The sequence below is a fragment of the Lunatimonas sp. genome, from assembly GCF_020832325.1.
GTDB lineage: Bacteria > Bacteroidota > Bacteroidia > Cytophagales > Cyclobacteriaceae > Lunatimonas.
Map to the genome: position 1 here is coordinate 107,437 of NZ_JAFIEU010000047.1, position 22,309 is coordinate 129,745.

At 43.1% G+C, this 22,309-nt stretch carries 19 protein-coding genes and 1 tRNA gene; 15 read left to right on the forward strand and 5 right to left on the reverse strand.

The window, feature by feature from the left end; genetic code table 11:
- Window positions 1-5: 5 nt before the first annotated feature.
- A complete protein-coding gene (locus JJU34_RS18320) occupies window positions 6-1,265 on the reverse strand; it encodes an acetylxylan esterase (protein ID WP_228693868.1) in 1,260 nt (419 codons plus the stop codon).
- 148 nt (window positions 1,266-1,413) lie between these two features.
- Here JJU34_RS18320 and tyrS point away from each other — a divergent pair, with 148 nt between their 5' ends.
- The 4 genes from tyrS to JJU34_RS18340 all read left to right on the forward strand — a co-directional run bounded on the left by tyrS (window position 1,414) and on the right by JJU34_RS18340 (window position 4,665).
- Entirely contained in the window at window positions 1,414-2,706 is a 1,293-nt protein-coding gene (gene tyrS, locus JJU34_RS18325; protein ID WP_228693869.1) for a tyrosine--tRNA ligase, read from the forward strand.
- A gap of 19 nt (window positions 2,707-2,725) precedes the next feature.
- Window positions 2,726-3,430, forward strand: coding sequence for a TetR/AcrR family transcriptional regulator (locus JJU34_RS18330; protein ID WP_228693870.1), 705 nt, complete (start codon window positions 2,726-2,728; stop codon window positions 3,428-3,430).
- 119 nt (window positions 3,431-3,549) lie between these two features.
- Entirely contained in the window at window positions 3,550-3,738 is a 189-nt protein-coding gene (locus tag JJU34_RS18335) for a hypothetical protein (RefSeq protein WP_228693871.1), read from the forward strand.
- 159 nt (window positions 3,739-3,897) lie between these two features.
- The gene (locus JJU34_RS18340; RefSeq protein ID WP_228693872.1) at window positions 3,898-4,665 is read left to right on the forward strand and encodes a glucose 1-dehydrogenase; all 768 of its coding nucleotides are present in this window, start codon (window positions 3,898-3,900) and stop codon (window positions 4,663-4,665) included.
- A gap of 22 nt (window positions 4,666-4,687) precedes the next feature.
- On the opposite strand, the gene JJU34_RS18345 is transcribed toward JJU34_RS18340, so the two are convergent.
- The 4 genes from JJU34_RS18345 to JJU34_RS18360 form a co-directional block, all read right to left on the reverse strand.
- A complete protein-coding gene (locus JJU34_RS18345) occupies window positions 4,688-5,635 on the reverse strand; it encodes a YihY/virulence factor BrkB family protein (RefSeq protein WP_228693873.1) in 948 nt (315 codons plus the stop codon).
- Window positions 5,636-5,689: 54 nt separating this feature from the next.
- Window positions 5,690-6,250 (reverse strand): 1-acyl-sn-glycerol-3-phosphate acyltransferase, encoded by a 561-nt coding sequence (locus JJU34_RS18350; RefSeq protein WP_228693874.1) that lies wholly within the window; start codon window positions 6,248-6,250, stop codon window positions 5,690-5,692.
- Entirely contained in the window at window positions 6,231-7,043 is an 813-nt protein-coding gene (locus JJU34_RS18355; protein WP_228693875.1) for a patatin-like phospholipase family protein, read from the reverse strand. Before JJU34_RS18355 ends, JJU34_RS18350 begins: the two co-directional genes overlap by 20 nt.
- Window positions 7,044-7,133: 90 nt before the next feature.
- A complete protein-coding gene (locus tag JJU34_RS18360) occupies window positions 7,134-8,081 on the reverse strand; it encodes an acetyl-CoA carboxylase carboxyltransferase subunit alpha (RefSeq protein WP_228693876.1) in 948 nt (315 codons plus the stop codon).
- 342 nt (window positions 8,082-8,423) lie between these two features.
- On the opposite strand from JJU34_RS18360, the gene JJU34_RS18365 reads away from it, so the two are divergent.
- From JJU34_RS18365 to JJU34_RS18415, 11 genes are all read left to right on the forward strand, one after another.
- Window positions 8,424-8,497, forward strand: a tRNA-Asp gene (locus tag JJU34_RS18365).
- A gap of 417 nt (window positions 8,498-8,914) precedes the next feature.
- Window positions 8,915-9,145, forward strand: coding sequence for a hypothetical protein (locus JJU34_RS18370; RefSeq protein ID WP_228693877.1), 231 nt, complete (start codon window positions 8,915-8,917; stop codon window positions 9,143-9,145).
- A gap of 433 nt (window positions 9,146-9,578) precedes the next feature.
- Window positions 9,579-9,860 (forward strand): helix-turn-helix domain-containing protein, encoded by a 282-nt coding sequence (locus JJU34_RS18375; protein ID WP_228693878.1) that lies wholly within the window; start codon window positions 9,579-9,581, stop codon window positions 9,858-9,860.
- 113 nt (window positions 9,861-9,973) lie between these two features.
- Window positions 9,974-11,194 (forward strand): virulence-associated E family protein, encoded by a 1,221-nt coding sequence (locus tag JJU34_RS18380; protein ID WP_228693879.1) that lies wholly within the window; start codon window positions 9,974-9,976, stop codon window positions 11,192-11,194.
- 194 nt (window positions 11,195-11,388) lie between these two features.
- The gene (locus JJU34_RS18385) at window positions 11,389-12,264 is read left to right on the forward strand and encodes a toprim domain-containing protein (RefSeq protein WP_228693880.1); all 876 of its coding nucleotides are present in this window, start codon (window positions 11,389-11,391) and stop codon (window positions 12,262-12,264) included.
- Window positions 12,265-12,846: 582 nt separating this feature from the next.
- Window positions 12,847-13,410 carry a GNAT family N-acetyltransferase gene (locus tag JJU34_RS18390; protein WP_228693881.1) on the forward strand — a complete coding sequence of 188 codons (564 nt, stop codon included), beginning with the start codon at window positions 12,847-12,849 and terminating at the stop codon, window positions 13,408-13,410.
- 5 nt (window positions 13,411-13,415) lie between these two features.
- Window positions 13,416-14,345, forward strand: a complete 930-nt coding sequence (locus JJU34_RS18395; RefSeq protein WP_228693882.1) for a LuxR C-terminal-related transcriptional regulator — start codon at window positions 13,416-13,418, stop codon at window positions 14,343-14,345.
- Between the two features lie 1,234 nt (window positions 14,346-15,579).
- Window positions 15,580-16,539, forward strand: coding sequence for a hypothetical protein (locus JJU34_RS18400; RefSeq protein ID WP_228693883.1), 960 nt, complete (start codon window positions 15,580-15,582; stop codon window positions 16,537-16,539).
- A gap of 1 nt (window position 16,540) precedes the next feature.
- Complete coding sequence (locus tag JJU34_RS18405; RefSeq protein WP_228693884.1) at window positions 16,541-17,422, forward strand: hypothetical protein; 882 nt, start codon at window positions 16,541-16,543, stop codon at window positions 17,420-17,422.
- A gap of 278 nt (window positions 17,423-17,700) precedes the next feature.
- Window positions 17,701-18,933 carry a hypothetical protein gene (locus JJU34_RS18410; protein WP_228693885.1) on the forward strand — a complete coding sequence of 411 codons (1,233 nt, stop codon included), beginning with the start codon at window positions 17,701-17,703 and terminating at the stop codon, window positions 18,931-18,933.
- Window positions 18,934-18,971: 38 nt separating this feature from the next.
- On the forward strand, window positions 18,972-22,235 hold the full coding sequence (locus JJU34_RS18415) for a hypothetical protein (RefSeq protein ID WP_228693886.1): 3,264 nt from the start codon (window positions 18,972-18,974) through the stop codon (window positions 22,233-22,235).
- Window positions 22,236-22,309: the final 74 nt, after the last annotated feature.

Consider the following 22,309-nt stretch of genomic DNA (forward strand, 5'->3'; position numbering starts at 1 on the left):
ACCACCTATTTCCAATGCTTGTCTGCGAAATCCAAATACTGCATCCAATCATAGTATAACATGCCGTGGCCACCCGTTCGGACATGATACCCCAAGGTGCCCATCACCGGCACCTCTATACTGGGCCATTCAGACACCGGCATACCCTCTTTTCCTAAAAATTGGTAAACCGGAGTAGCCGCCACTGCAGATAGAAACTCTCCCTTCGGATCTGCCCATAGGTCATCTGCTGCACTTGCGATATACACCGGATTAGGTGCCAAAAGGGCGATGAGCTGGTGCTGATCCATGGGGAGTGAATCTTCTTCCTTGTTGTAATACCGAAAACGCTGATTAAACCAATGCGGAAAGGAAGTATTGATGCGCTCCACCGTTTCTCCAAACCTTCTCCGGGACAGGGCCGCTCCCCCACAGCCGGAGTTATTGGAGATCGCCATCGAAAAACGGGGGTCTACGGCAGCGGCCCATAACGCAGCTTTTCCCAGCCTCGAATGACCCACAACTGCCAAGCGACCTCGATCTACGCCGGGCACATCTTCCAAATAATCCACTACCCGTGAAATCCCCCAAGCCCAAGCTGCCACGCTGCCCCAAGAATTCTCGTTTCGCACCTCATCTAGAAATAGCGCATGCACGCCGTTGGCAAAGCCATCATCAAAGTCCGGGTCTATGTCTCCATAATACAGAGTCGCCAATCCATATCCACGATCTACCATGTCCTGTACGGGCCAATTGGTAACCCTGCTGCCACGATTCCTGTCTGAGGCCTGATTATTGGTATATCCCATGTCGGCATTGTTTCTGATCCAGCTCTTTGTGACCTGAATTGCTTCGTCCATTGAAATCGTGTGATTGCCGTAAAAATTCAGTCCTACAAACATGGGTGCTTTGTCAACTCCTTTTGGCAGGAAGGTCAAAAGTACCAAATCTACGGTCTGCCCTTTTCGCTCCAGAGTAAGTTTCACTTCCCGCTGTACGGCCTTGCCTCCCAGGGCCTCTTCGTTGCGAGAAAGTTCCTGAACACGCATCTGACCGTCCCATGCCGGACTGATCCCAAACATTTCCTCTTCAAATAGGCGAAGGGTCTCTAGTTTCCGGTTTTCCCAATCTGCAGCGGACTCTACCCGCTGTCCATTGGCAAACCGAAGCGGATCAGGTAGAACATAATCCGGCACCTTCTCCTCGTCGTAGTTCGGAATAAAATTTTGGGCTAGCGATGGAGCTAGCGGCAAGAAAGCTGCCAAGGCCAATACAAGCTTCTTCATAGGTCCGTTTTGGCCACAAGATAAAGAAGAAACCTTAAAACAGGGAGGATTATGTCTATTTTGGCATCATACGAGCGAAAACGCCGTAAACCTTCCACAACTAAGCGACAAACCCTATATTTGCAGGCAAAAAAGCGCGTAAGATACCATGGCGGACTTCATTGAAGAATTGAAATGGCGGGGCATGTTACAAGACATGACCCCCGGACTGGAAGAGCACCTCAAAAAAGGAATGGCAGCAGCCTATCTGGGATTTGATCCCACGGCAGATTCTCTTCATATAGGACACATGGTGGGCGTGATGACCTTGGTGCATTTTCAGCGGGCCGGCCACAAACCCTTTGCGTTGGTAGGAGGAGCTACGGGAATGATAGGTGATCCCTCGTTCAAGTCTGCCGAAAGAAACCTGCTGGATAAGGAGACCCTGGACCACAACGTAGCCTCCATTCAAAATCAATTGGCTAAATTCCTGAACTTCGGGGCAGAAAGCCCCAATAAAGCCGAACTGGTAAACAATTTCGACTGGATGTCCGGTTTTTCATTTCTGGACTTTATCCGGGATGTAGGCAAATACATCACGGTCAATTACATGATGGCCAAGGATAGTGTGAAGCGAAGACTGGAAGAAGGGAGCGGGCTCTCCTTTACGGAGTTTTCGTATCAGCTGATCCAAGGCTATGACTTTTTTCACCTATGGAAAAACCGAAACTGTAGCATTCAGCTAGGCGGATCGGATCAGTGGGGAAATATTGTAACAGGCACCGAACTCATCCGAAAGATGGCCGGTGGTGAGGCCTTTGCACTTACTGTTCCATTGATCACCAAAGCGGACGGCAGTAAATTCGGTAAAACCGAGGGAGGAAACGTGTGGTTGGATCCGGAAAAAACTTCGCCCTACGCCTTTTACCAGTTTTGGCTAAACGTTTCGGACGACGATGCAGCCAAATACCTACGCATCTTTACCACCTTGGACAGGGAAAGCATCTTAGCCTTGGAGGAGGAGCACCGTGCCGCCCCTCACCTACGGGCACTGCAAAAGGAACTTGCCAAACAGGTTACCCTGCTGGTGCATGGAGAGAAGGAATTGGAAACTGCGGTGAAAGCCTCTGACATATTGTTTGGCAAGACATCCTTGGAAGACTTATCCGGGCTAGACGAACGCACTTTCCTTCAGGTATTTGAAGGGGTCCCAGTCCTCGAAATCAGCCAGGAAACCTACGACGGACTGGATCAGGTAACCGACCTATTGGCGTTTGATAAATTCGTATTACCCTCCAAAGGCGAAGCACGGAAAATGATACAGGGAGGAGGATTAAGTATCAACAAAGAAAAACTCAGCGATCCCTCTGCATCGGTTTCCTTTTCGCTATTGCAGGGCAAATACCTCCTGATCCAAAAAGGAAAAAAGAACTACTTCATTGTTAAAGTAACCCCGTCTTAAAAAACAGCACGAACGGCTTATGGGCGTATACGAAAGGCAACAAAGGGAGAAAAAGATTCTGGAAGCTGCGATTAAGATCTTTTCCGAAAAAGGCATGCAATACACCCGCATAGACGAGGTGGCTACACAGGCCAAGATGAGCAAAGGTCTCACCTATTTTTACTTCAAGAGCAAGGAAGATCTTTACATGGCTGTGGTAAAAAAGGCCTTCGAAGAATTCCGGGATGTGTTTAATAAAACACTCAGCAAAGGGAAAGATCAAACCGGATTTGATAATGTGATTTATTTGGTGGATAATGTTTTGGAATTTTCGGTAGAAAAGCGGTTTTTTTATGAGTCGGTGCTTCACCTAATGGGATTGGTAAACATGTACAATGATCCCGAAACCCGCAAGCTAATCCATTCCTCCATCTTGGAAAGCCAGTATTTCCACAAGTTGCTGATCATGCAGCATGACATCCCGACCATAGGCGTAAAAATCATCTCCAAAGGCATACGGGATAACAGTATACGGCCAGAGCTCCATCCAGAAACCACCTTTTATTTGGTATGGTCCATGCTTACTGGCTACGAGCGCCTCAAAGGTTCCATCGAGTACGAACCCAAGGACCTAAAGATACATGCAGAGGTCTGGAAAAATAGCTTTGTGAAAGTGCTTATTGAAATCCTGAAAGGCCCCCAATACACGCCCAAGCAAGCGGCTGTTCAGGGTAGGCTTTTTTGATCACTCCCGCTTTGATGGTAGGCTTTGCGCACGAACCAAAACACTACCCATTTGAAAAAAGGCATTATTCTTGCATTTATTACCCCGTAATTAGTAGTTTCACTTAACAAATATAAGGTATGTCTTTATACATCGGTGCATTGATTATTTTGGCGATTGTTGTCGCATTGGTATTGATTTTCAAGAAGGTATTCAACCGAAACTCAGATGAAGTATCCACACGACAAGAGATTTCCTCCAAGGAAGTGATCAAAAAAGAGGTTTCAGAATTTGACCCAAAAACTGGAGAAGAAAAAAAGGAGGCATGAGTAAGGGTGTCGCGGCCCACTAGCCTTCGTGGGAAAAAAAATTCACATGTGGGTATCTTTTGGGACATTTTTCCGTGAAATACATTATTTTGGCGGTATATTTAATCGCGTTTTTGCCAATCAGATTTTTGGTTGAGAAGCGTATCAAAAGAATCAATTATGGATTTAAATACGTTGTTTTCCCTCCAGGATAAGGTAGCCATTATCACAGGTAGCAGCAAAGGGATCGGTTTTTCCATCGCACATTTTTTTGCAGCCGCGGGCGCAAAGGTTGTCTTAAATAGTAGGAACCAAGAACACTTGAATGAAGCAGTTGCGACACTCCGAAACAGAGGTTACGAGGTGACGGGCTTTGCCCATCATATTGGATACCAAGAGCAGCGTAAGCTTTTGATAGAGGGGACTGTGAAGAAGTATGGTCAGATTGATATCCTGGTAAACAATGCAGCTGTAAGCCCGATCTTTGCCCCTATACACGAATATGAGATGGGTGTGATGGATAAAATTATCGATGTAAATTTAAAGGCACCCTACGAGCTGTCCCAGCTTTGCTTCCCTCACCTAAAAAAATCCACTACCTCTGCGATTATCAATATCAGTTCCATAGGAGCCATTTCGCCGGAGAGAGGCCTCGGATTATACAGCATCAGCAAAGCAGCATTAATTTCTATGACCAAGGTATTTGCCAAGGAATGGGGTGATTTTAACATCCGTGTGAATGCTATTTGCCCTGGGGTAATTAAAACCGAATTCAGTAAAGGATTGTGGTCCGATGAAAAAATTCACGAGCATATCATGAAAAACCTGCCTCTTCAACGCTTGGGAAACGAAGAAGAAATTGCCGCAATGGCTCTTTTCTTGGCTTCAGAAGCCTCCTCATATACTACAGGAGCCGTTTTTACCTCCGATGGAGGGTACTCCATTTAGAGGTTTTTCAGGTATTTGTCCTTTAGTTTTCGCCCTTAACGTATTTTCCATTATCGTCCAGTTCGACCAGTTCTACTTTGACCGCTTGAGACAGTGGAATTACACTTCCACCCACATTTTCGGCAATGTAATAGGTGATCTGTGCTCCAAACAGAAAAATCACCACCGAGTAATACACCCAAACTAGGATCACAACCAGGGATCCTGCTGTCCCGTAATAGCTACCCACCTCGGCATTCCCCAAATACACACCGATGAGGTACTTACCCAACGCAAATAGCACCATGGTTACAAAGGCTCCTAGCCATACATCCCGCCAGCGTACCTTAGCGTCGGGCAGTATCTTATACATCAAGCCAAAAATCAACACCATCAAGGCTTGGGCTAGGACAAAGTTGGCAATGCTGGCAAACAGGAGCATATTGCCTTCGATCAGGTACGAGAAATAATTGAACACCACGACGATAATCGCATCCATCACCAAGGAAACCAATAATAGGAAGCCGATAGTAGCAACCATCGAGAAGCTCAAAACCCGGTTGATAAGAAATTTCAACAACCCTTTTTCGGGCTTGGGCTTAATATGCCAAATATGATTGATACTATTTTGTAAACTTACAAATACCGTGGTGGCACTGAATAGCAAAATACCGATACCTATCACCTGAGACCAAAACACTTGGTTTTCAATCGTTACATTTTGCATGATCTGATCCAGGGTTTGTATGCTGTCCTCGCCGATCAAGTTTCCCATTTGATCCAGCAACTCTTCCCGTACCTCTGTCTTGCTGTAAAAAGTCGACGCAATATGCAGGACGATGATAAGCAGGGCAGGCAAACTGAATATCGTATAAAAGGCAGTAGACGCCGCAAAAGTCATGGAGTCACTACTCGCAAAATCCTTCACACTATCCTTTAAAATTTGAAAAAAAGTGAGTTTCCTTAACTGATTCAGTTTCCGTTTAATCATGGCGTGTTTTCGTTAGTGATTGCGATTGTCGTAAAACCCACCGTTTGTGAGGACTCAACGTATACCCTGTTTGGGATGCTTGCCGGTAATCGTGCGACCAAAAGCTTTTAATTCCTCAATCTGTTCGTCCATTTGCCCATTAGGCATGATCATGGGGCCTATGCCGGCGGTTTTAGTCTTATAGTCCAAAAACCCTACCAAAATAGGTACTTCCGCTCCCAAGGCTACGTGATAAAAACCCGACTTCCATTTGGGCGCGTAGCTTCTAGTTCCTTCCGGTGTGACCATTACGACCAATTCATCCCGTTCTTTTAACATCTGCACCATGGCCTCCGTGTAGGTTTGCTTGCGCTTACCCGAAACTTTTTTGCGGTCAATCGCAATGCCGCCCAAAGATTTGATCAGCCAGCCTAAAGGACCCACCATAATTTCCTTTTTTATCGTGAAGCGCACTGGCACATCCATCAGATAAAAAGCTGCCCGAGCATACAGCAAATCCCAATTACTGGTGTGCGGAATCGCAATCAACACGGCTTTTCGAACCCCTGGAGGCATGCCGCCGGAAACTTTCCAGCCAGTAATCCAAAAGACCAATCTAGCCAATAACTTCATCATCTTGGTAATTTGTCTTGGTTTGAAACATCGATAATTTCGGATGCTGTTCGTAAAAAGCCATCATGTATTCGTATCCTCGCTTAAATATTTCCTCCGCTTTTTTTATCTCAAGCACCCCATAGGATGCCAGCCCCTTGGGTTCCACAAAGTAATCACATTTATCCATACGACTGTAGACGTTGTAATTCATAGACATAATTACCGTTCGCTCGATCAAACTTTTGATGTTACTGATATTGTGCTGATCTGGCAGATGATTGCAGTTTACACCCATCAGCCGATCGCATTTGCCTAAAAGTGGCTCAATCGGCAGGTTATTTAAGACGCCGCCATCTACGTAATGGTGCCCTTCGATTAAAATCGGGTCAAACATCCCAGGTATACAGGAAGATGCCATTAGTGGGCGGATGATTTCCCCCTCCGAAAAGAAAACCGTCTTTGCCAAATGCACATCGGTGGCAGCGATGGTTACCGGAACTTCGAGTGATCCGAAATCATCCTCCCTCAAGTATTCCTTATACAAAGAATAAACTGACTCCATCTTTAGCAGTCCGCGCCAACTAATCGCCGGTCGCAAAAAACGAAAGTAGTTTGTTTTGATAATGATGTCTAATATTTCCTCGGGGGAAAACCCCTTCGCATACATGACTGCCACGATGGCGCCCGCGCTGCTGCCAGACAGCCGGTCAGGGTAGATCCCCTGCTCATTCAGCGCCTTCAGCACGCCCAGGTGGGCGATTCCACGAACTCCCCCGCCTGACAAAGTAACTGCAAGACTCGGTTTTTTGTCCAAATGTATTTTTTTTTTACAGACCAATCAGCGGCAAATAAAAAACCTCCAATACGCATTGAAGGTCCGTCGGTACCGTGGTCCGGATTCCAATTATTCGTTTACGACACCCATTGAGCAGAATTTCTCGATCCGCTTTTCGATCCGCTTTTCCGGCTTCATCTTATCAAGCTCCGCCAGTGCCAGTTTGATGGTGTCTTTGATCTTGGCGGCCATCACCTTCATATCCCGGTGCGCACCTCCCAGTGGCTCCTCAATGATGCCATCGATCAATTTATTGCTAAACATATCAGATGCGGTCAGCTTTAGGGCTTCGGCAGCCTGCTCCTTATAATCCCAACTTCTCCAAAGAATGGAAGAACAAGATTCTGGTGAAATCACCGAATACCAGGTATTTTCAAGCATAAACACCCGATCACCGATGGCGATCCCAAGTGCTCCGCCCGACGCACCCTCTCCGATAATCAGACAGATTACGGGCACCTTGAGTTTGAACATTTCCCGAAGGTTTCGTGCGATTGCCTCGCCCTGACCACGCTCCTCGGCTTCCAGCCCTGGAAATGCGCCTGGAGTGTCTATCAGTGTTACGATTGGCTTGTTAAATTTCTCCGCCATTTTCATTAAGCGTAAAGCCTTGCGGTAGCCTTCTGGGTTAGCCATGCCAAAATTGCGTTCTTGGCGCTGTTTCGTATTTCTACCCTTTTGCTGTCCGATAAACATGACGGAGCGTCCATCAATATCTCCCAAGCCCCCGATCATCGCTTTGTCATCCTTGACACTACGATCACCATGCAATTCGATAAAATCGTTGGTAATCTCATAGATATAGTCCAACGCATAAGGTCTGTCTGCATGTCTGGAAAGCTGTACCCGCTGCCAGCGGGTCAGGTTTTGGAAGGTCTCTTTCTTCAAGGCTTGAATTTTTTCCTCCAAAGACTGGATATCAGTGGATAAGTCGATGTTTTTTCCTTTTGCCAGATCTTTCATTTCCCGAAGCTTGTTCTCCAGATCAGCAATTGGTTTTTCAAATTCTAATACCATAATTTCAGTTTTTGAACAGTACAAAGATAAAGATTTATTTGTGATTATGGGGTTTGATTAACCATTGCTTCGGTGTGGAGCCCATAATTTCCAAAATCCAAAACAATATCCCGATGGCTCTGTGAGGGCTGAAAATAAATCTCCTGAATCTGAGAACGATAATGGCCACTAGATATTTTTTTTATTTCATATTTTGCATATAAAAATAAAGCGCCTACATTTGCATCACGTTAAACGATAAACGAATCGGAAAACAAAAATATTGGATTGGTAGTTCAGCTGGTTAGAATGCTTGTCCCGACAAGTCGGGAAGGTCGCAAGGTCGAGTCAGATTAAAATATTGGAGTGGTAGTTCAGCTGGTTAGAATGCCTGCCTGTCACGCAGGAGGTCGCGGGTTCGAGTCCCGTCCATTCCGCAAGAAGAAACCCTAATTGCTTAATATATAAGCGGTTAGGGTTCTTCTTTTTTTATATGGGGCTATCTGTGGGGCTATTTGGTTGACTTTTTGATAGTGGGAATTAGTAATTTGACTATTCCTTTAATCTACAAGTTTATTTCCCTGCTTTGACAAACAAATAAATTCCTGCTTACAACCATCGAATCAACTCATCCTGATTCCACGTAAAAGCCTACATCTCCTTCCTTCATCTAAATAATGCGCCCAAGATTTTCTTTGGCACCTCCTCAAATTTCATATCAAAACTGTAAAAAAATCCGGATTTTCTAACACAGGTATCTAATATTGAGTTATTTATACCATTATTTTTTGCTAGGTTTCTTTCATTTCATCCCAAATATTAGTAAATTAAAGTATCCTTAAAACCGTTTGGCTATGAGATTCCTTATCAAACTTTTCATCATTTCCTTTATTTGTGTCATCGCTATGTTTGGCGCATTGGCTAGTGAAAACCAATCGCCGGGTTTAATCGTCGCCTTGGTTGTTTGGGTATGGTTTATCTATTCTGTGTCTAGGCCAAGAGAATCAAGAACTGAAAGACGAATCAGAGAGCAAGAGCGAAGGATTGAGGAACTTCTGAGAAGATTGGAGCAAAAGGGTCACTGACCGTGTTGCCTCTCCGTTTCCTTATTTCCGGTATCTTTCCCTCCATAACAGCCCCACTCCAGAAAACGACTTTTGTTTTAGAATACTCCCAGACTCATCAGTTTAGTTTTAAACTTGCTGTTTCCAACTCTTTGATATACATACCAATTCGCATCAGACCCCCTGATTATATGTGGATCCTAGGTTTTATTGAATAGGTTCAAATACCTTTTTCCCTTTTCCATTCGATCAAACCAAGAGACATCTCGCATGGAGCAGTTAGCTGCTTACTATTTTGCTTGACTTGAAACGTAGAATTCATTTAAAAATTCCCACTCCAAAAACCCCATCCCAGCCAGTATTGCAGGTTTTTGAAAAGTTGGGGTATTACCCCAGCTAACTACCCCTGAACACTTCTGACCATATTCGGCCATCAATCAAACACAAACCGAATATGAACGACATGATCTTTTCACCCATCGACAAGAGGCAGCTGATTCTAGAAATTGCCGAAGAGGTAGCAGCCAGAATAATCCCTGAACTTCAACCCCCGATTCCGGAAGACGAACTCATACAGATTCCCGAAGCTATGAAACTACTCGGGCGGTCCCGCACCACCATCAATAACTGGCGGAAGGAAGGCTTCTTAAAGGAGCAAGTGATCAACACCAGGGTGTATTTCAAAAAGTCGGACATCCTTAACGCCGGGTACCAAAAAAACGGCAGACAAAAATAAAAGCGGATCATGCCCGACCCGCTTTCAATTTTCTTTTAGGAAATGGTATCCCCTTTTGAATGAGACAAATATACCATTTCTGTATCTATTAACCAACCAAAGCATACAGAAAAATGGATGAGGAAAGCCAAACCAAAATAATCGATGAGAAATCTTCCAGCCCCACCATACGGATGATCAGGTACCTAATGACCAAATATGACTTTAGAAACAACCTGGTGCTCAATGAGGTATTTGCAAGTGAAAAAGAAGAAAATCGGTACAGTCCGGTAAATCCAAACACGCTCTATATCGAGTGCCGACAGGCAGGCTATCGAACCTCCGTGGCGGAGATCAATACCTTCCTTTGCTCCGACTTTATCCCCAAAACAAATCCCTTCGTCGAATACTTCAACCACGTCAGAGATACATGGAGTGAAGCTGTCCACGGGGACCACATCCAGGAATTCACGCGCTATATCCACGTACATGGACAGGAGCGCTTTGAAGTACAGTTCAAAAAATGGCTGGTCCGCTGTGTGGCCTGCTGCATAAGGGAAGACTTCTTCAACAAGCAGGCACTGATCTTCGTGCAGGAACTGCAGAACAGCGGCAAGACTACCCTGACACGCTTTCTGGTTCCCGATAGACTGAGGGCCTACCATGCCGAAAACATCTCGGTGGACAAAGACAGTCTCATTGCTCTAAGCCAAAACTTCGGGATTATCCAAGATGAGCTTTCTACCCTGTCCAAAACCGAGATCAATGCGCAAAAGACCCTGATGAGCAAATCCTATATCAAAGTCCGTCACCCCTATGATAAGAAACCCAAAATGGAACCCAGAAGGGCATCCATATGGGGATCAACCAACAAAGCAGAATTTCTGACAGATGTGACCGGCAGCGTCCGCTGGCTTTGCTTCACGGTCAAGGAGATCGACTGGAACTATAAAACGGACATCCGGATCGACAGGGTTTGGGCGCAGGCATACCACCTTTTCCTGTCGGGCTTCGCCTACGAGATGACCGCAAAGGAAATCGAGGAAAATGAATTGATAAACAACCAGTACAAAACCATTTCGCCGGAAGTGGAGCTGGTCCAGAAGTTTTTCTCCCCCGGCACCAAGGAAAATCACGACCAGTTTCTGACCGCCACGGAAATCTGCCACCACCTGGTTCTCAACCTTTCCGGAAACCTTAAAATCAGTCCGGTAGAAATCGGGAAAGCTCTCAAACTTCTGGGCCATACGCAATGCCAAAAACGGAGGTCTGAACATCAAACCTTCCCCGAAAAGGGATACTATATCAAACGAAATCAACCTACTACTTACTACAGTCAGGGGTTAAATAAATGAATATCAGCCCATTAAAATGTAGTAAGATACAATAACGAAAGCTACTACAGCCTACTACACAAAGAGAATTTGTAGTAAGATGGCCATACAAAGTCCGAACACATAACTAATTGAATTTCAATTGACAAAAGACCATATGTAGTAAGGTAGTAAGTGTAGTAGGCACTATTTGAGAAAAATAAAACATGCATGCCATGAACGCCAAAGAAGCCAACAGCATATCGATCATAACCTATCTGGATCAAATAGGGATCAGACCCAGCAAAGTAAAAGCAGGATATTGCTTTTACCTCTCCCCCTACCGGGATGAAAAGACACCTTCCTTTAAAGTGGATACCATCAAAAACCTGTGGGTGGATTTTGGTGACGGAAATACAGGTGGAACTCTTATAGACTTGGTACTCAAACTGAATCCGAGCTATGGAATAGCTGAAGCCATCCGGGAAATATCCTCGGTAAGCGGGTCCTCCTTTTCTCTTCAACAGCCGACTATCTCCGATGTAAATACTACCCGAAAAGAACCCAGTGGAATCACCATCATCAAAACCAAACCATTGGGAAACAATCAGGCCATTACGGACTACATTAACAGCAGGGGCATTTCCCTGGAGACTGCGGACAATTTTTGTAGGGAGATCTATTACAGCATCGGTGACAAACGCTATTTTGGACTGGGCAACCCCAATGAAAACGGCTGGGCAATCTGGAACAAGTACTGGAAGGGATGTACGGCGCAGGGGGTTTCCCATTATATCAACCATGCAGCCGATCTATGCCTCTTTGAGGGAATATTCGACCTGATGAGTTACGCGGAGATAAACCGGAACAAGCAGTGTCGTGAAGATTATATGGTGCTCAACTCTCTGGCAAACCTGAAAAGTGCCCTACCTGAAATCCAAAAATACCGCATTGTCAACTTGTTTCTTGATCGGGATAAAGCGGGAATAGCAGCGACGAAAACACTAACGGAAACCCTCCCAACCTGTCGCGATCAAACCGAGTGCTTCAGTCCCTATAAGGATCTGAATGAGTTTTGGATAGGCAGGGAAAAAATGTGGGTGCGACGATAGCGGGACAGTCTGCCATTAAGTTAGATAGGCTACGCTTGCCAGCCACAATAAAAACAAGGGTTCTAAACCCACCGTCCAATGTCCATCTAACCACATATACCCATATCCATTTATTCATAAACCTATTTAACCATATATCCAGATACCATGCAGCGGTGAACGGCCAAATTCCAGGAGGCTAAACGGGCAAATTTACGCCCAGATAGCTGCATACACCGATATCTAAATAACCGGAAATCTACCTATTTGAACATTCAAGTACACAAATAATTTATTACCTATATTTGCGTTTACTTAGATATAAACCTATATTAGTTAACATAAATAGCATTATTATTCTAAAATACTTGTGTAAACCCATACCAATAACAAATCCCCAAAAGCCAAAAGATGGCCTTTGGTTAACCCTAAGATTCGCTGTGCGCGCTCCTTGCAAGTTGTGTCTTTGTCTGACAAAAACCTATCGGTCTTTCTCTGCCAAAGACTAACTTGCCCCACCCATTTCCCAAACGCTATAATCGTTTTTGGATCGGGGTGGGGAGAGCAAAATCCTCGCAACTCGGATTTTTAAACACCTAACCTATGAGAAAAGCAACCCAAAATGACCGGGAGAAAGTAGTCACCACCCTCCTGGAAGCTTTCAAAAAAAACAAAAGTGTCAACTACATCGCCGGCAGAAAAGAGAACAAGATCCGATACCTGATGGAGTATTCCTTTGACACTTGTATGGATTCCGGTGAGGTCTTTATTTCCGACGACGGCAACGCCTGCGCCCTGATTCAGTTTCAGGAACAGAAAAAGCTTTCTTTAAGGAATACCTATCTGGATATACAGCTAATCCTAAAGACAATTGGGATCGGTAATGTTTTCAAGGCTTTATCGAGGGAATCGTTTATCAAGAAACACTACCCCAAAGAGCCGTTCACCTACCTCTGGTTTGTAGGGGTCAATCCGGACAAACAACGGAATGGTTTTGGCACGGGAATTCTTAAACAGATAATAGAATATTCCAGCACCCTTGATCGACCGGTGTACTTGGAAACATCCACGGAGAGCAACCTCCCTTGGTACCAAAAACACGGCTTCGAAATTTATGACGTGTCCGAGCGCTTTGGCTTTCCATTTTACTTTCTGAAAAATGCCTGAACGCTATGACAGTCTTCGATACCGAAATCCATATCGTAACCTTGGTTTTTGTGGTTCTGGAGATATTTATGTTTTCCCATCAACTGGTTTTCTACCTGCAAAAACCTAACGAAAAGAAACGCAAATATTATCTGATCCTACTTTTCCTCCTAATCACCTACAATTTAGCAGGGGGTCTGTTCCCTGACGAAAACCTGGCCATCTCTGTCCACCTTCAATACATCTTAGCATACGGTACAGGTTTCTGTATGGGGGCTTATTTTCCCTACTACTTTTACAGGGCCTACAACATCACCCATCTGGAATTTCATGCCAGATACGGAGTGTTGATCTTCCTGATACTTCCATTTGTTATTTTCTTCTGCATACTATTTCCCTTTGGTTTAGACCTAATGACGGTCATCTATGTAGGTATGATTATTCCGTTCTTTTATGCTTTTTACTTGGTTTACAATATTTTATGGGGCATCCGGCAACGGTACAAGCACCGAAAAACCTCCTTTGACGCCATTCTATCCTATATCGCCGTAGCACCATGGGCGTTCATGCCGCTGCTCGCCTATCTGCAGGTTACCCAGCTTACAGAAGTACTGTTAACAAACGGTGGTTTTCTGATCATCACCTTCCTCTTCTTCCGAAACACGATCGAAGAGAGCAGAAAAGACCTGGAAACGTTGAATATGATTAAGACAAAGGATGTGGAAGAAATTTTCACCATAAGGTGTGAACAAATGGGCCTCACGAAAAGGGAAATTGAAATATGCAAATTGGTAAGAGATGGCCGCATCTACAAAGAAATCGGCGAATCCCTATTCATTTCAGAAAGAACTGTCAACAAACACATGCAGAATATCTTCAAGAAAGCAAAAAGCAAAAACAAGGTTGACCTGCTTAACAAAATCAGCAAGGGTGAAGGAACAACGGAGATAGGTTAACACCACAAAATCCCTTTAACTGTCTGACATCATTCAAATATCAGGGAAGAAGGTCGAAATTTTGCTCGGAGATTATTTATATTAAAGGCACTTTCGCTAAATTTATTAATTGAGTGACCGGGATGGAACCTAGAACCCCTTCTTGTCCCTATTGTAGATTAGTCTAAGCAAAGATTTGTCTCGATGCTAATGGCGCTTTCGCTGGGGCATGCGGATCAACAGCCAAGCATAAGGGCATTAGCTGGCACAAAAAAGCCAATTTAGGTGACCCGATATGTAAGTGAGTTTAGAAATGCCGGCCGGCGGCACTGGGGTAATATGTTTCCCGGAAATTAATTTTTGTAAGACGGAACATCCTCAAAAACGCCAATCCAAAGCTTAGAAATCTTAACCGTAACTTTTCAATCGGTCCTACCCCCGACGGAAACGTTCTGCTCCAGCTTCAGTTTTTTGCTTTTTCGTAACCACGGTTTTTCCATTTCATATTTATATAATATTATATAAATTATTTATTGACTTTTATTAATTTTTTTTTAAATGTAAATTTAAAATTACCGTTATTGATAAAAATATGAAGTCTTTGTTTTCGTATTTTAGAGATCCTAGCGTAAAAAAAATAAGTTATCACTATTTGTTTTAAAATATTTTCCATTTATATTTCGTACAAATAATCATGGAGCTGCCAAGGTATAGAAGCATCATCATTTTATTTTTGATAGTGACCTTTTAAATCGTATCTGCTTCAATAGTTATGTAAGAAATTTTTACTCACTTTTAATTTTCAAGGGTATGGTTCATTGTTTGTATTTGTTAGGCAGTGTCCTAACCCAACTAAAAGATTTTGGATCGATTTCGCTCCTAAACATGGAATCGGGATCCTTTTCACGTAGAGCATGTATATATCATACTTCTGGAGAAACCTATTGGCCTCCGGGAGATTAGTAGCAAGATTCGAAGTGTTCTAAAAAAAGTGCAGCTTTTTTTGCATCTAGTGAATAGCAAGTGAGTTAAACACAATCTCCTTTGGGTTCTGGCTAGGGAATTTAAAAACTCGTAGAAGGTCAACCAGAGGTGTTTTTTACGCTTGACCGGTATCCTGTATCTATATATTAACAATTCAACATTTTCTGTCAACGCAATCTTCTTTAGCATCCTTGCTACCCAATTTTAATTGGTAGGGTACACTATATGAGATGGTTGAAAATGACACCATAACCATTTACAAAAAACGTATATGAGCAATCGCAACCACGCTAAGAGATCACTTATTTTTAGTATTATTTTTATGGCCATTGGGTTTTCCTCGTTTTCTCAGACATCCTCGGTTATCATTCCCTCAAATAGCTCAACGGGGAGCCTCGAGAAGAACCTGTTGTTTTATGCGCAAACCCGATATACCGTTTCTCAACAGGGTGCAGCCACCGTATCGCTCCCCATGATGTTTGACGGGAGATTTTTAGCGTCAGGCACCACCGTAGGTGTAAATGAGTCCAATCCAACCATAATTTTAATAGAAGATCTGCCAAATACCCACACCCAACAGGCTGCCTGGCTGGGCTGGAGTAGTCGCGCGTGGAACCCATCAAAATTCAAAATCGAAGTATTTGATACACACAACGGCGCGAATCAATGGTTCGAGGTAGCAAATGTATTCGGCCATACAGCAAAGCATTATATGGTTTCAGTGTCAGCAAGAAATATTTCAAAAATAAGGTATACCTTTTATCTGGCTACGGGAACTAATGGCAGAATGCAGCTGAGCGAGTTGTTTTTTATCCACCCGGAGGCTGTACATGCCTATGATGGACTCCTCCTACAGCAAAACGCAAATGGGAATGTGGGAATTGGCGTTCCCAATCCCTCACACAGGTTGGAGGTCAATGGGACTGTCAGGGCCAAGGAGGTGAGGCTGGAAGCCAACAACTGGCCGGATTATGTATTTCGGGACGAATATCGCCTGATGCCGCTTGATGAGCTTAGAGGTTTCATAAGCCGGTACGGCCATCTTCCCGGTGTTCCAAGTGAGGCCGAGGTGGTCGAACATGGCGTTCAGGTTGGCTATTTAAATACCGTTTTGTTAAAGAAAATCGAAGAGCTCACCTTGTATACAATCTCCCAAGAGAAACGGTTGGAACAACAGGAAAAAACCATCGACGTGTTGGTTAAGAGGTTGGAACGTTTAGAAAACAAATAAAATGAAGAAAAAATTACTGGCAACCGCACTTTTGTGGGGTTTGATATGGACTATAGTAGGAGCTCAGACAAACGTGTTTCCCTCCAGCGGAAACGTCGGAATAGGAACGACTTCACCTACCTCAACTTTGTTCGTTCGAGGAGACGTTATTTTCCGCCGAGGAGACACTGGCGGTGGAAATTTCATCCAGTTTCATTCTGATGCGGGCGGATCCTATATAACGAGCGATGACCCTGCGTCTAATCAGAAAAACCTATATATAATAGCTTCTCCAACGGGACCAAATAACTTAGATAGAAGCATCATATTTCAGGCAGGCAAATCAAATGGAGCACCCCAGTCCAGAATGATAGTTATGGGTTCGGGGAATGTCGGAATCGGCACAACTAACCCCACCCATCGTCTTCAAGTTTCAGGTTCCGGTAAGTGGACCGGCAATTCCTCAAGCTATACTGAGATCCATTCCAATACCAGCGGCCAATACCTTAGACAATTTGCGAATAACGGCACAACAGAGAGCTGGATTATCCGAGGGTATGCGACTGGCGGTGTCCAGGCTATGTTCAACAATGGTGGTATTAACGTCAACGGAACCGTTAAGGCCAAAGAAGTAAACATAACCACCGCAGGATGGCCGGACTATGTGTTCAAATCGGACTATAACCTAATGCCCCTAAGTGAAGTAGAAGGGTTCATCCGTCAAAATGGCCACCTTCCCAATATCCCCAACGAAGCAGAGGTGATGGCCAACGGGGTCAATCTCGGGGAGATAAATGTATTGCTGCTCAAGAAGATCGAAGAGCTTACACTATATATTATATCTCAGAACCAAAAAATGGACATGCTGATTGAGAGATTGGAACATGTTGAAAACAACCGATAGTATCGTATCCCGTGAAGCTAACATTTCTACGGTAATTAGGGAGGCATCTACTACTGATCCAACTAAAATTATACAATATATAAATATTCCAATATTTCTTAAAATAGGAAATTTAATTAGTATGAAGAGTCATGTTCTGAGAGTAATAATTATATACGCTGATGGTAAGTAAAACCACAATGAAACTAAATGTTTCTTTAATGTTGTTTCTTTGCACTTTTTTTTATTGTCAAGCGCAGCACTATGACACCAAGCTTTTTGACAAAAGACTGGTTAGTATGAAAAATAAGGTTAGTGAATCAATTCGCAAATACAATCATATCCAAAAGGAATATAGGCAGTACATCAAAGATAGAAAAAAAGAATTTAGGCAAAAAAAGGACAGTGTTAATTCAGAATCCTTAGGGGATTTAGAGCGTGGGTTTTCCAAAGACTCGCTGAGGCAATTGGTTCGATCACAGCAGGAATATTTTGTGTATACTGATTCGCTTTACAGCCTTAGGGAAATTGCCGGTTGGAATCTCACCCAAATTGAGACAAAAAAACGTACTGTTTCCCATGTAAAAAATGACTGCAATTCACGTGAATATTTCTTAAGTTATCTAGGTCTTAAACGCGAATTAAGTTCTTATAGAAGTACCCTTAGGATTTACAGAGATAGCTTGAGGTCTTTAGATACGCTAGGGAGGAATGAAATCCGGTTCTTGGTCTCTCGTAGGAAAAAAGAACTTACAGTAGAGTACGAAAACAGTTGGGAAGAAATCACTAGGGATTTTGTAAATGACGAAATCCCCCCCCTAACCCGTGGTTTTCAGAGTAAGGAGTTGTTAGATTTTCAGCAAGCGAACCGATATCTGAAAAAAGGAGCCGTTAAAGACGGAATGTCCAATCTATCTCGGGTGCAGACAATAGACCATTTTAAAGAAAAACAGGAGCTTTTAAAAATTGCAGCCGATGAAATGGCGGAATTGAAAAAAAAGTTCAGTGAGGTAGCAGATTCCCAAGACCTCTCGTCGGCCAAAAAAAGTAACAGTCTTAAGGGGAAGCCAATTAAGAGGCGTATAGTTTATGGTAGCAATTTTCAGTTACATGTCGTCGGGCAAACGAAAATTGATTTTAACCCTGAACTGGGATATAGATTAAATAGCACGTCGGAGGTAGGTCTTGGGGGCACTTATAGGTTTTTCGGAAATAGAGACGATCCTTCCTTGACGATCAATAAACCCATGGTTATGGGCTTTCGGGGATATATTGAGAGAAAGTTAACCAACAATTTATATGTACATGGTGAATTTGAAAGTCTGAAAAGTACGATGAATAAAACCGGAGAAGTTAGAGAAAGCCTCTGGTATAACAGTCTCTTGGCTGGTTTAGAAAGAAGATTTGTCATGACTGGAAGATTGCAAGGACAAGCTCAGGTTTTGTATAATTTCAATAGCCAAAATAATCCACTTTACAATAGTCCTTGGGTTTTTCGGGTTGGTTTTAGTTTTTCAGAAACCAATAAGTAAAACCTATCGATACTAATCAATTTAAAACAAAGATCTGAATGATCAATTGTGATTTAATAAAGCTAGAAACAACTAATCGTAATAAAATGTATCTTTTAAGACTAACTTTTCAAATCAATATTCGAAGATCTGGCATATTAATGACAATAGCAGCGATGCTGCTTTTTGAAACCTATGCCCAAACACAATTGCCTCAGTCTATTGCGCCTTCACCAAGTATCGCTGAACTCGGGAGATACGGGTCATTTCCTGTTTCTAAAAGTACTGGGATTCCGGATATAGGCTTTCCATTATTTGAGGTTAATGCCGCAGAAATTTCGATCCCATTTAGCTTGTCTTATCATGCAGGAGGGATTAAAGTCAGTCAGGAATCAACCGAAGTAGGGCTTGGGTGGGCTATTAACGGAGTTATGTTTATCCATCGAACTGTTATGGGAATTCCTGATGAGTCTGTCAACGGGAATTTTAATACGCTTCCTTTGAGTATCAGTAACCTGATGGCATTGTATTCCGCTACTGGATCCCAACGCCAAACCGATTGGGGAAAGTTGCAGGCTATGGCAAATGGAGCCGGACTTTCAGACATAAGAGCGGACATGTTTAATTATAGCATCGCCGGCAAGTCAGGTCAATTTGCTTTTGCTCCAGACAGAACATTCAAGACCTTTCCATATGAACCGATAAAAATCACTAGGAATGGTTCGGGCTTTGAAATCGTAAATGAAAGCGGAACCCTATACCTTTTTCAAGATGTCAACAATATACTGATTGATAATCAGTCATCTTACATAACCCACAATTACGTAAAAGATTGGTATTTGACTAAAATTATTTCTAATACAAAGCAGGACACAGTTTATTTTGAGTATGAGAATGCTACCACTGTTAAGAGTCAAAAAGAATTTTCGCAAGTTATTGGCAGGGCTCCTGATTTTTCCAGCGGAAATGCGGGCTCGGTCATCATCAGCCCACAAGAAGCTTCTACGACGTCGATAGTTAGTCAACAGGAGAAACATATCAAGAAAATTACCTACAGAAATGGGGAGGTTGTTTTTACCTATAATACCAGCCGGGTTGACCGAGCAGGAGCCAAGAAGCTAATTGATATTGTAATCAAAGATTCCAACGGAATTTCCGTAAAGAAATTTGTGTTCACCTATGATTATTTTTCAGCAAATTTTCCACCAATTGGATATCCGGATACCGATACTAAGCGACTCAAACTTACTGGCTTTAAGGAAGTAGCAGTCGGATCCTCGAGCCTAGAGAAAGCCTATACGTTTGACTACAATAGCAATATTCCGATCCCTAGAAAAGGTAGCTTTTCGATGGACTATTGGGGATTTTTTAACGGATCTAATAATAATAGCCTAATTCCGCGCCAAACTGTTATGGCGGGACAGATTTCAAGCCCTTCCATCCATCTGATAGGAACAGCTGTTACGCCCTCCAACGAAATCCCTTCCCAGTCATGGTCAGTTGGTCTAGTAAGTACAAACCGATCTGTAGATACGACCAAAGTTCAAACTTGCATTTTGAAAAAGATCACATATCCCACAAAAGGGTTTACAACTTTTCAATATGAATCCCATGCCTATACGTCAAATTTAAGTGGAACCCCCAGTACCGCATTTGGCGCTGGTTTAAGGATAAAGAAGATTGCAAATTACTCAGATACCGGACAACTGGCAGGTCTCGAAGAATATAAATATGGCGTTGGTGAAAATGGTGTCGGTGTAAGGATTTTCAATGAGAATCAGTTTTTTCAGAACTTTGATGATTATACCATAGAAGCAGGAAATCCATCTAATTGCTTTCAATGGATTTCCTGCTGGCAGCGAGCATACTATGGAGTGGATGCCTACTCTACCGTTAGTTATAACGGAATGCCTTTGGTATATACCGAAGTGAATAAATATACGGGTACTAATGCTGGCGAGTCCCATCGGTCAAAATATGAGTTCAGAATGCTGGCTCTCTCACTGGTGGGTAATGCTTTTGTAAATACAAGCAACTACGGAACGTTAAACCCCGTTTGGAGTGATTTTCAGTTAACGTCGGAAACGATATACAAAAAAAATGGTAGTAATTATGATCCCATCAGAAAGATTGACTTGGAATACGAGATTAAGCATAATTCCAGTTTTGATGGTATTGTACTTTTTGAACGTCAGAAAGTTCCACTTCAATACGGAAGCTGTTATTTAGGGGACCCCTGGTTTATTGGCCAAAGTCAGTTCAAATTTATTAGTAGAGCGTATAAAATGACCCGTAAAACCGAGACGGTGACGTCCTATTTAGCCGGTACCAGTCATGAAATGGTGATCGAAACCGATTTTGAATACGATAATCCAACCCATTTATTTGTCACAAAAACCATTTCGACAGGTAGTGACGGAATTCAAAATGAAGTAAAAGTTTTTTATCCAGATGATGTAACAAGTGCATCCATATTGCAGGGTGGGGTATTAACGACGGCTGAATATAATGCGGTAGGTAAGCTTAAACGCAACGACCAACATCGAATTTCCGAGCCCATTCAAGTGGAGATTTGGAAAGAGGGAGAGCTCCTGTCAATCAATCGAACAACCTACAAACTTTGGAGTAATGGATTGTATTTGCCGGAAATAATCAAATTGGCCAAATCAAATGGAGTGTTGGTTAATAAACTTAGGTACCACACCTATGATGGCATTGGAAATCCCACATCAATGTCCCAAGAAAATGGAACAATTATTACGAATATTTGGGGATACAAGAACAGTTTGCCAATTGCCAGAATATCCAATGCAATTACTTCAGAGGTTTCCTTCACCAGCTTTGAAACAGGCGAAAAAGGAGGATGGACCTACTCGGGTGTCCCCGTCACCTCAGCCATATCAAAAACAGGAACCAAGTATTATAACCTTAGCGGCGGTGCTGTAAGTAAAAGCGGTTTTGGAGGAAGTAGTAGCAATCCATTTGTTGTTTCCCTCTGGGCCCGAAGGGCATCAGGATCAGGTAACTGGACTGTATTAGGCAAAACGGTCAGCCTCACCACAGAATGGCAATTGGTAGAAGCTATCATTACCGGTAACTCCGTAAGCATCTCCGGAAGCGGGATTTACATAGACGAACTCCGTCTTCATCCTGCCGATGCCCAAATGACCTCCTATACCTATAAGCCGTTGACAGGTATTACTTCAGAAACAGATCCGAATGGAATGGTGATGTATTATGAATACGATGAAATTGGAAGGATTTCCTTGGTCAAGGATTCTGATGGGAATATTTTAAAGGCCTACGAGTATAGCTATCAGTAAGCTTTTTGATCAAAAAAAGATGAAGACAATGCACAACTACTGCATCAGCATTTGTTTGGTTATTGGATTGATTG

Excerpts from the sequence above, each read along its gene's own strand:
- JJU34_RS18320 (WP_228693868.1), bottom strand. The coding sequence starts at position 1,265 with ATGAAGAAGCTTGTATTGGCCTTGGCAGCTTTCTTGCCGCTAGCTCCA.
- tyrS (WP_228693869.1), top strand. The coding sequence starts at position 1,414 with ATGGCGGACTTCATTGAAGAATTGAAATGGCGGGGCATGTTACAAGAC.
- JJU34_RS18330 (WP_228693870.1), top strand. The coding sequence starts at position 2,726 with ATGGGCGTATACGAAAGGCAACAAAGGGAGAAAAAGATTCTGGAAGCT.
- JJU34_RS18335 (WP_228693871.1), top strand. The coding sequence starts at position 3,550 with ATGTCTTTATACATCGGTGCATTGATTATTTTGGCGATTGTTGTCGCA.
- JJU34_RS18340 (WP_228693872.1), top strand. The coding sequence starts at position 3,898 with ATGGATTTAAATACGTTGTTTTCCCTCCAGGATAAGGTAGCCATTATC.
- JJU34_RS18345 (WP_228693873.1), bottom strand. The coding sequence starts at position 5,635 with ATGATTAAACGGAAACTGAATCAGTTAAGGAAACTCACTTTTTTTCAA.
- JJU34_RS18350 (WP_228693874.1), bottom strand. The coding sequence starts at position 6,250 with ATGATGAAGTTATTGGCTAGATTGGTCTTTTGGATTACTGGCTGGAAA.
- JJU34_RS18360 (WP_228693876.1), bottom strand. The coding sequence starts at position 8,081 with ATGGTATTAGAATTTGAAAAACCAATTGCTGATCTGGAGAACAAGCTT.
- JJU34_RS18370 (WP_228693877.1), top strand. The coding sequence starts at position 8,915 with ATGAGATTCCTTATCAAACTTTTCATCATTTCCTTTATTTGTGTCATC.
- JJU34_RS18375 (WP_228693878.1), top strand. The coding sequence starts at position 9,579 with ATGAACGACATGATCTTTTCACCCATCGACAAGAGGCAGCTGATTCTA.
- JJU34_RS18380 (WP_228693879.1), top strand. The coding sequence starts at position 9,974 with ATGGATGAGGAAAGCCAAACCAAAATAATCGATGAGAAATCTTCCAGC.
- JJU34_RS18385 (WP_228693880.1), top strand. The coding sequence starts at position 11,389 with ATGAACGCCAAAGAAGCCAACAGCATATCGATCATAACCTATCTGGAT.
- JJU34_RS18390 (WP_228693881.1), top strand. The coding sequence starts at position 12,847 with ATGAGAAAAGCAACCCAAAATGACCGGGAGAAAGTAGTCACCACCCTC.
- JJU34_RS18395 (WP_228693882.1), top strand. The coding sequence starts at position 13,416 with ATGACAGTCTTCGATACCGAAATCCATATCGTAACCTTGGTTTTTGTG.
- JJU34_RS18400 (WP_228693883.1), top strand. The coding sequence starts at position 15,580 with ATGAGCAATCGCAACCACGCTAAGAGATCACTTATTTTTAGTATTATT.
- JJU34_RS18405 (WP_228693884.1), top strand. The coding sequence starts at position 16,541 with ATGAAGAAAAAATTACTGGCAACCGCACTTTTGTGGGGTTTGATATGG.
- JJU34_RS18410 (WP_228693885.1), top strand. The coding sequence starts at position 17,701 with ATGAAAAATAAGGTTAGTGAATCAATTCGCAAATACAATCATATCCAA.
- JJU34_RS18415 (WP_228693886.1), top strand. The coding sequence starts at position 18,972 with ATGATCAATTGTGATTTAATAAAGCTAGAAACAACTAATCGTAATAAA.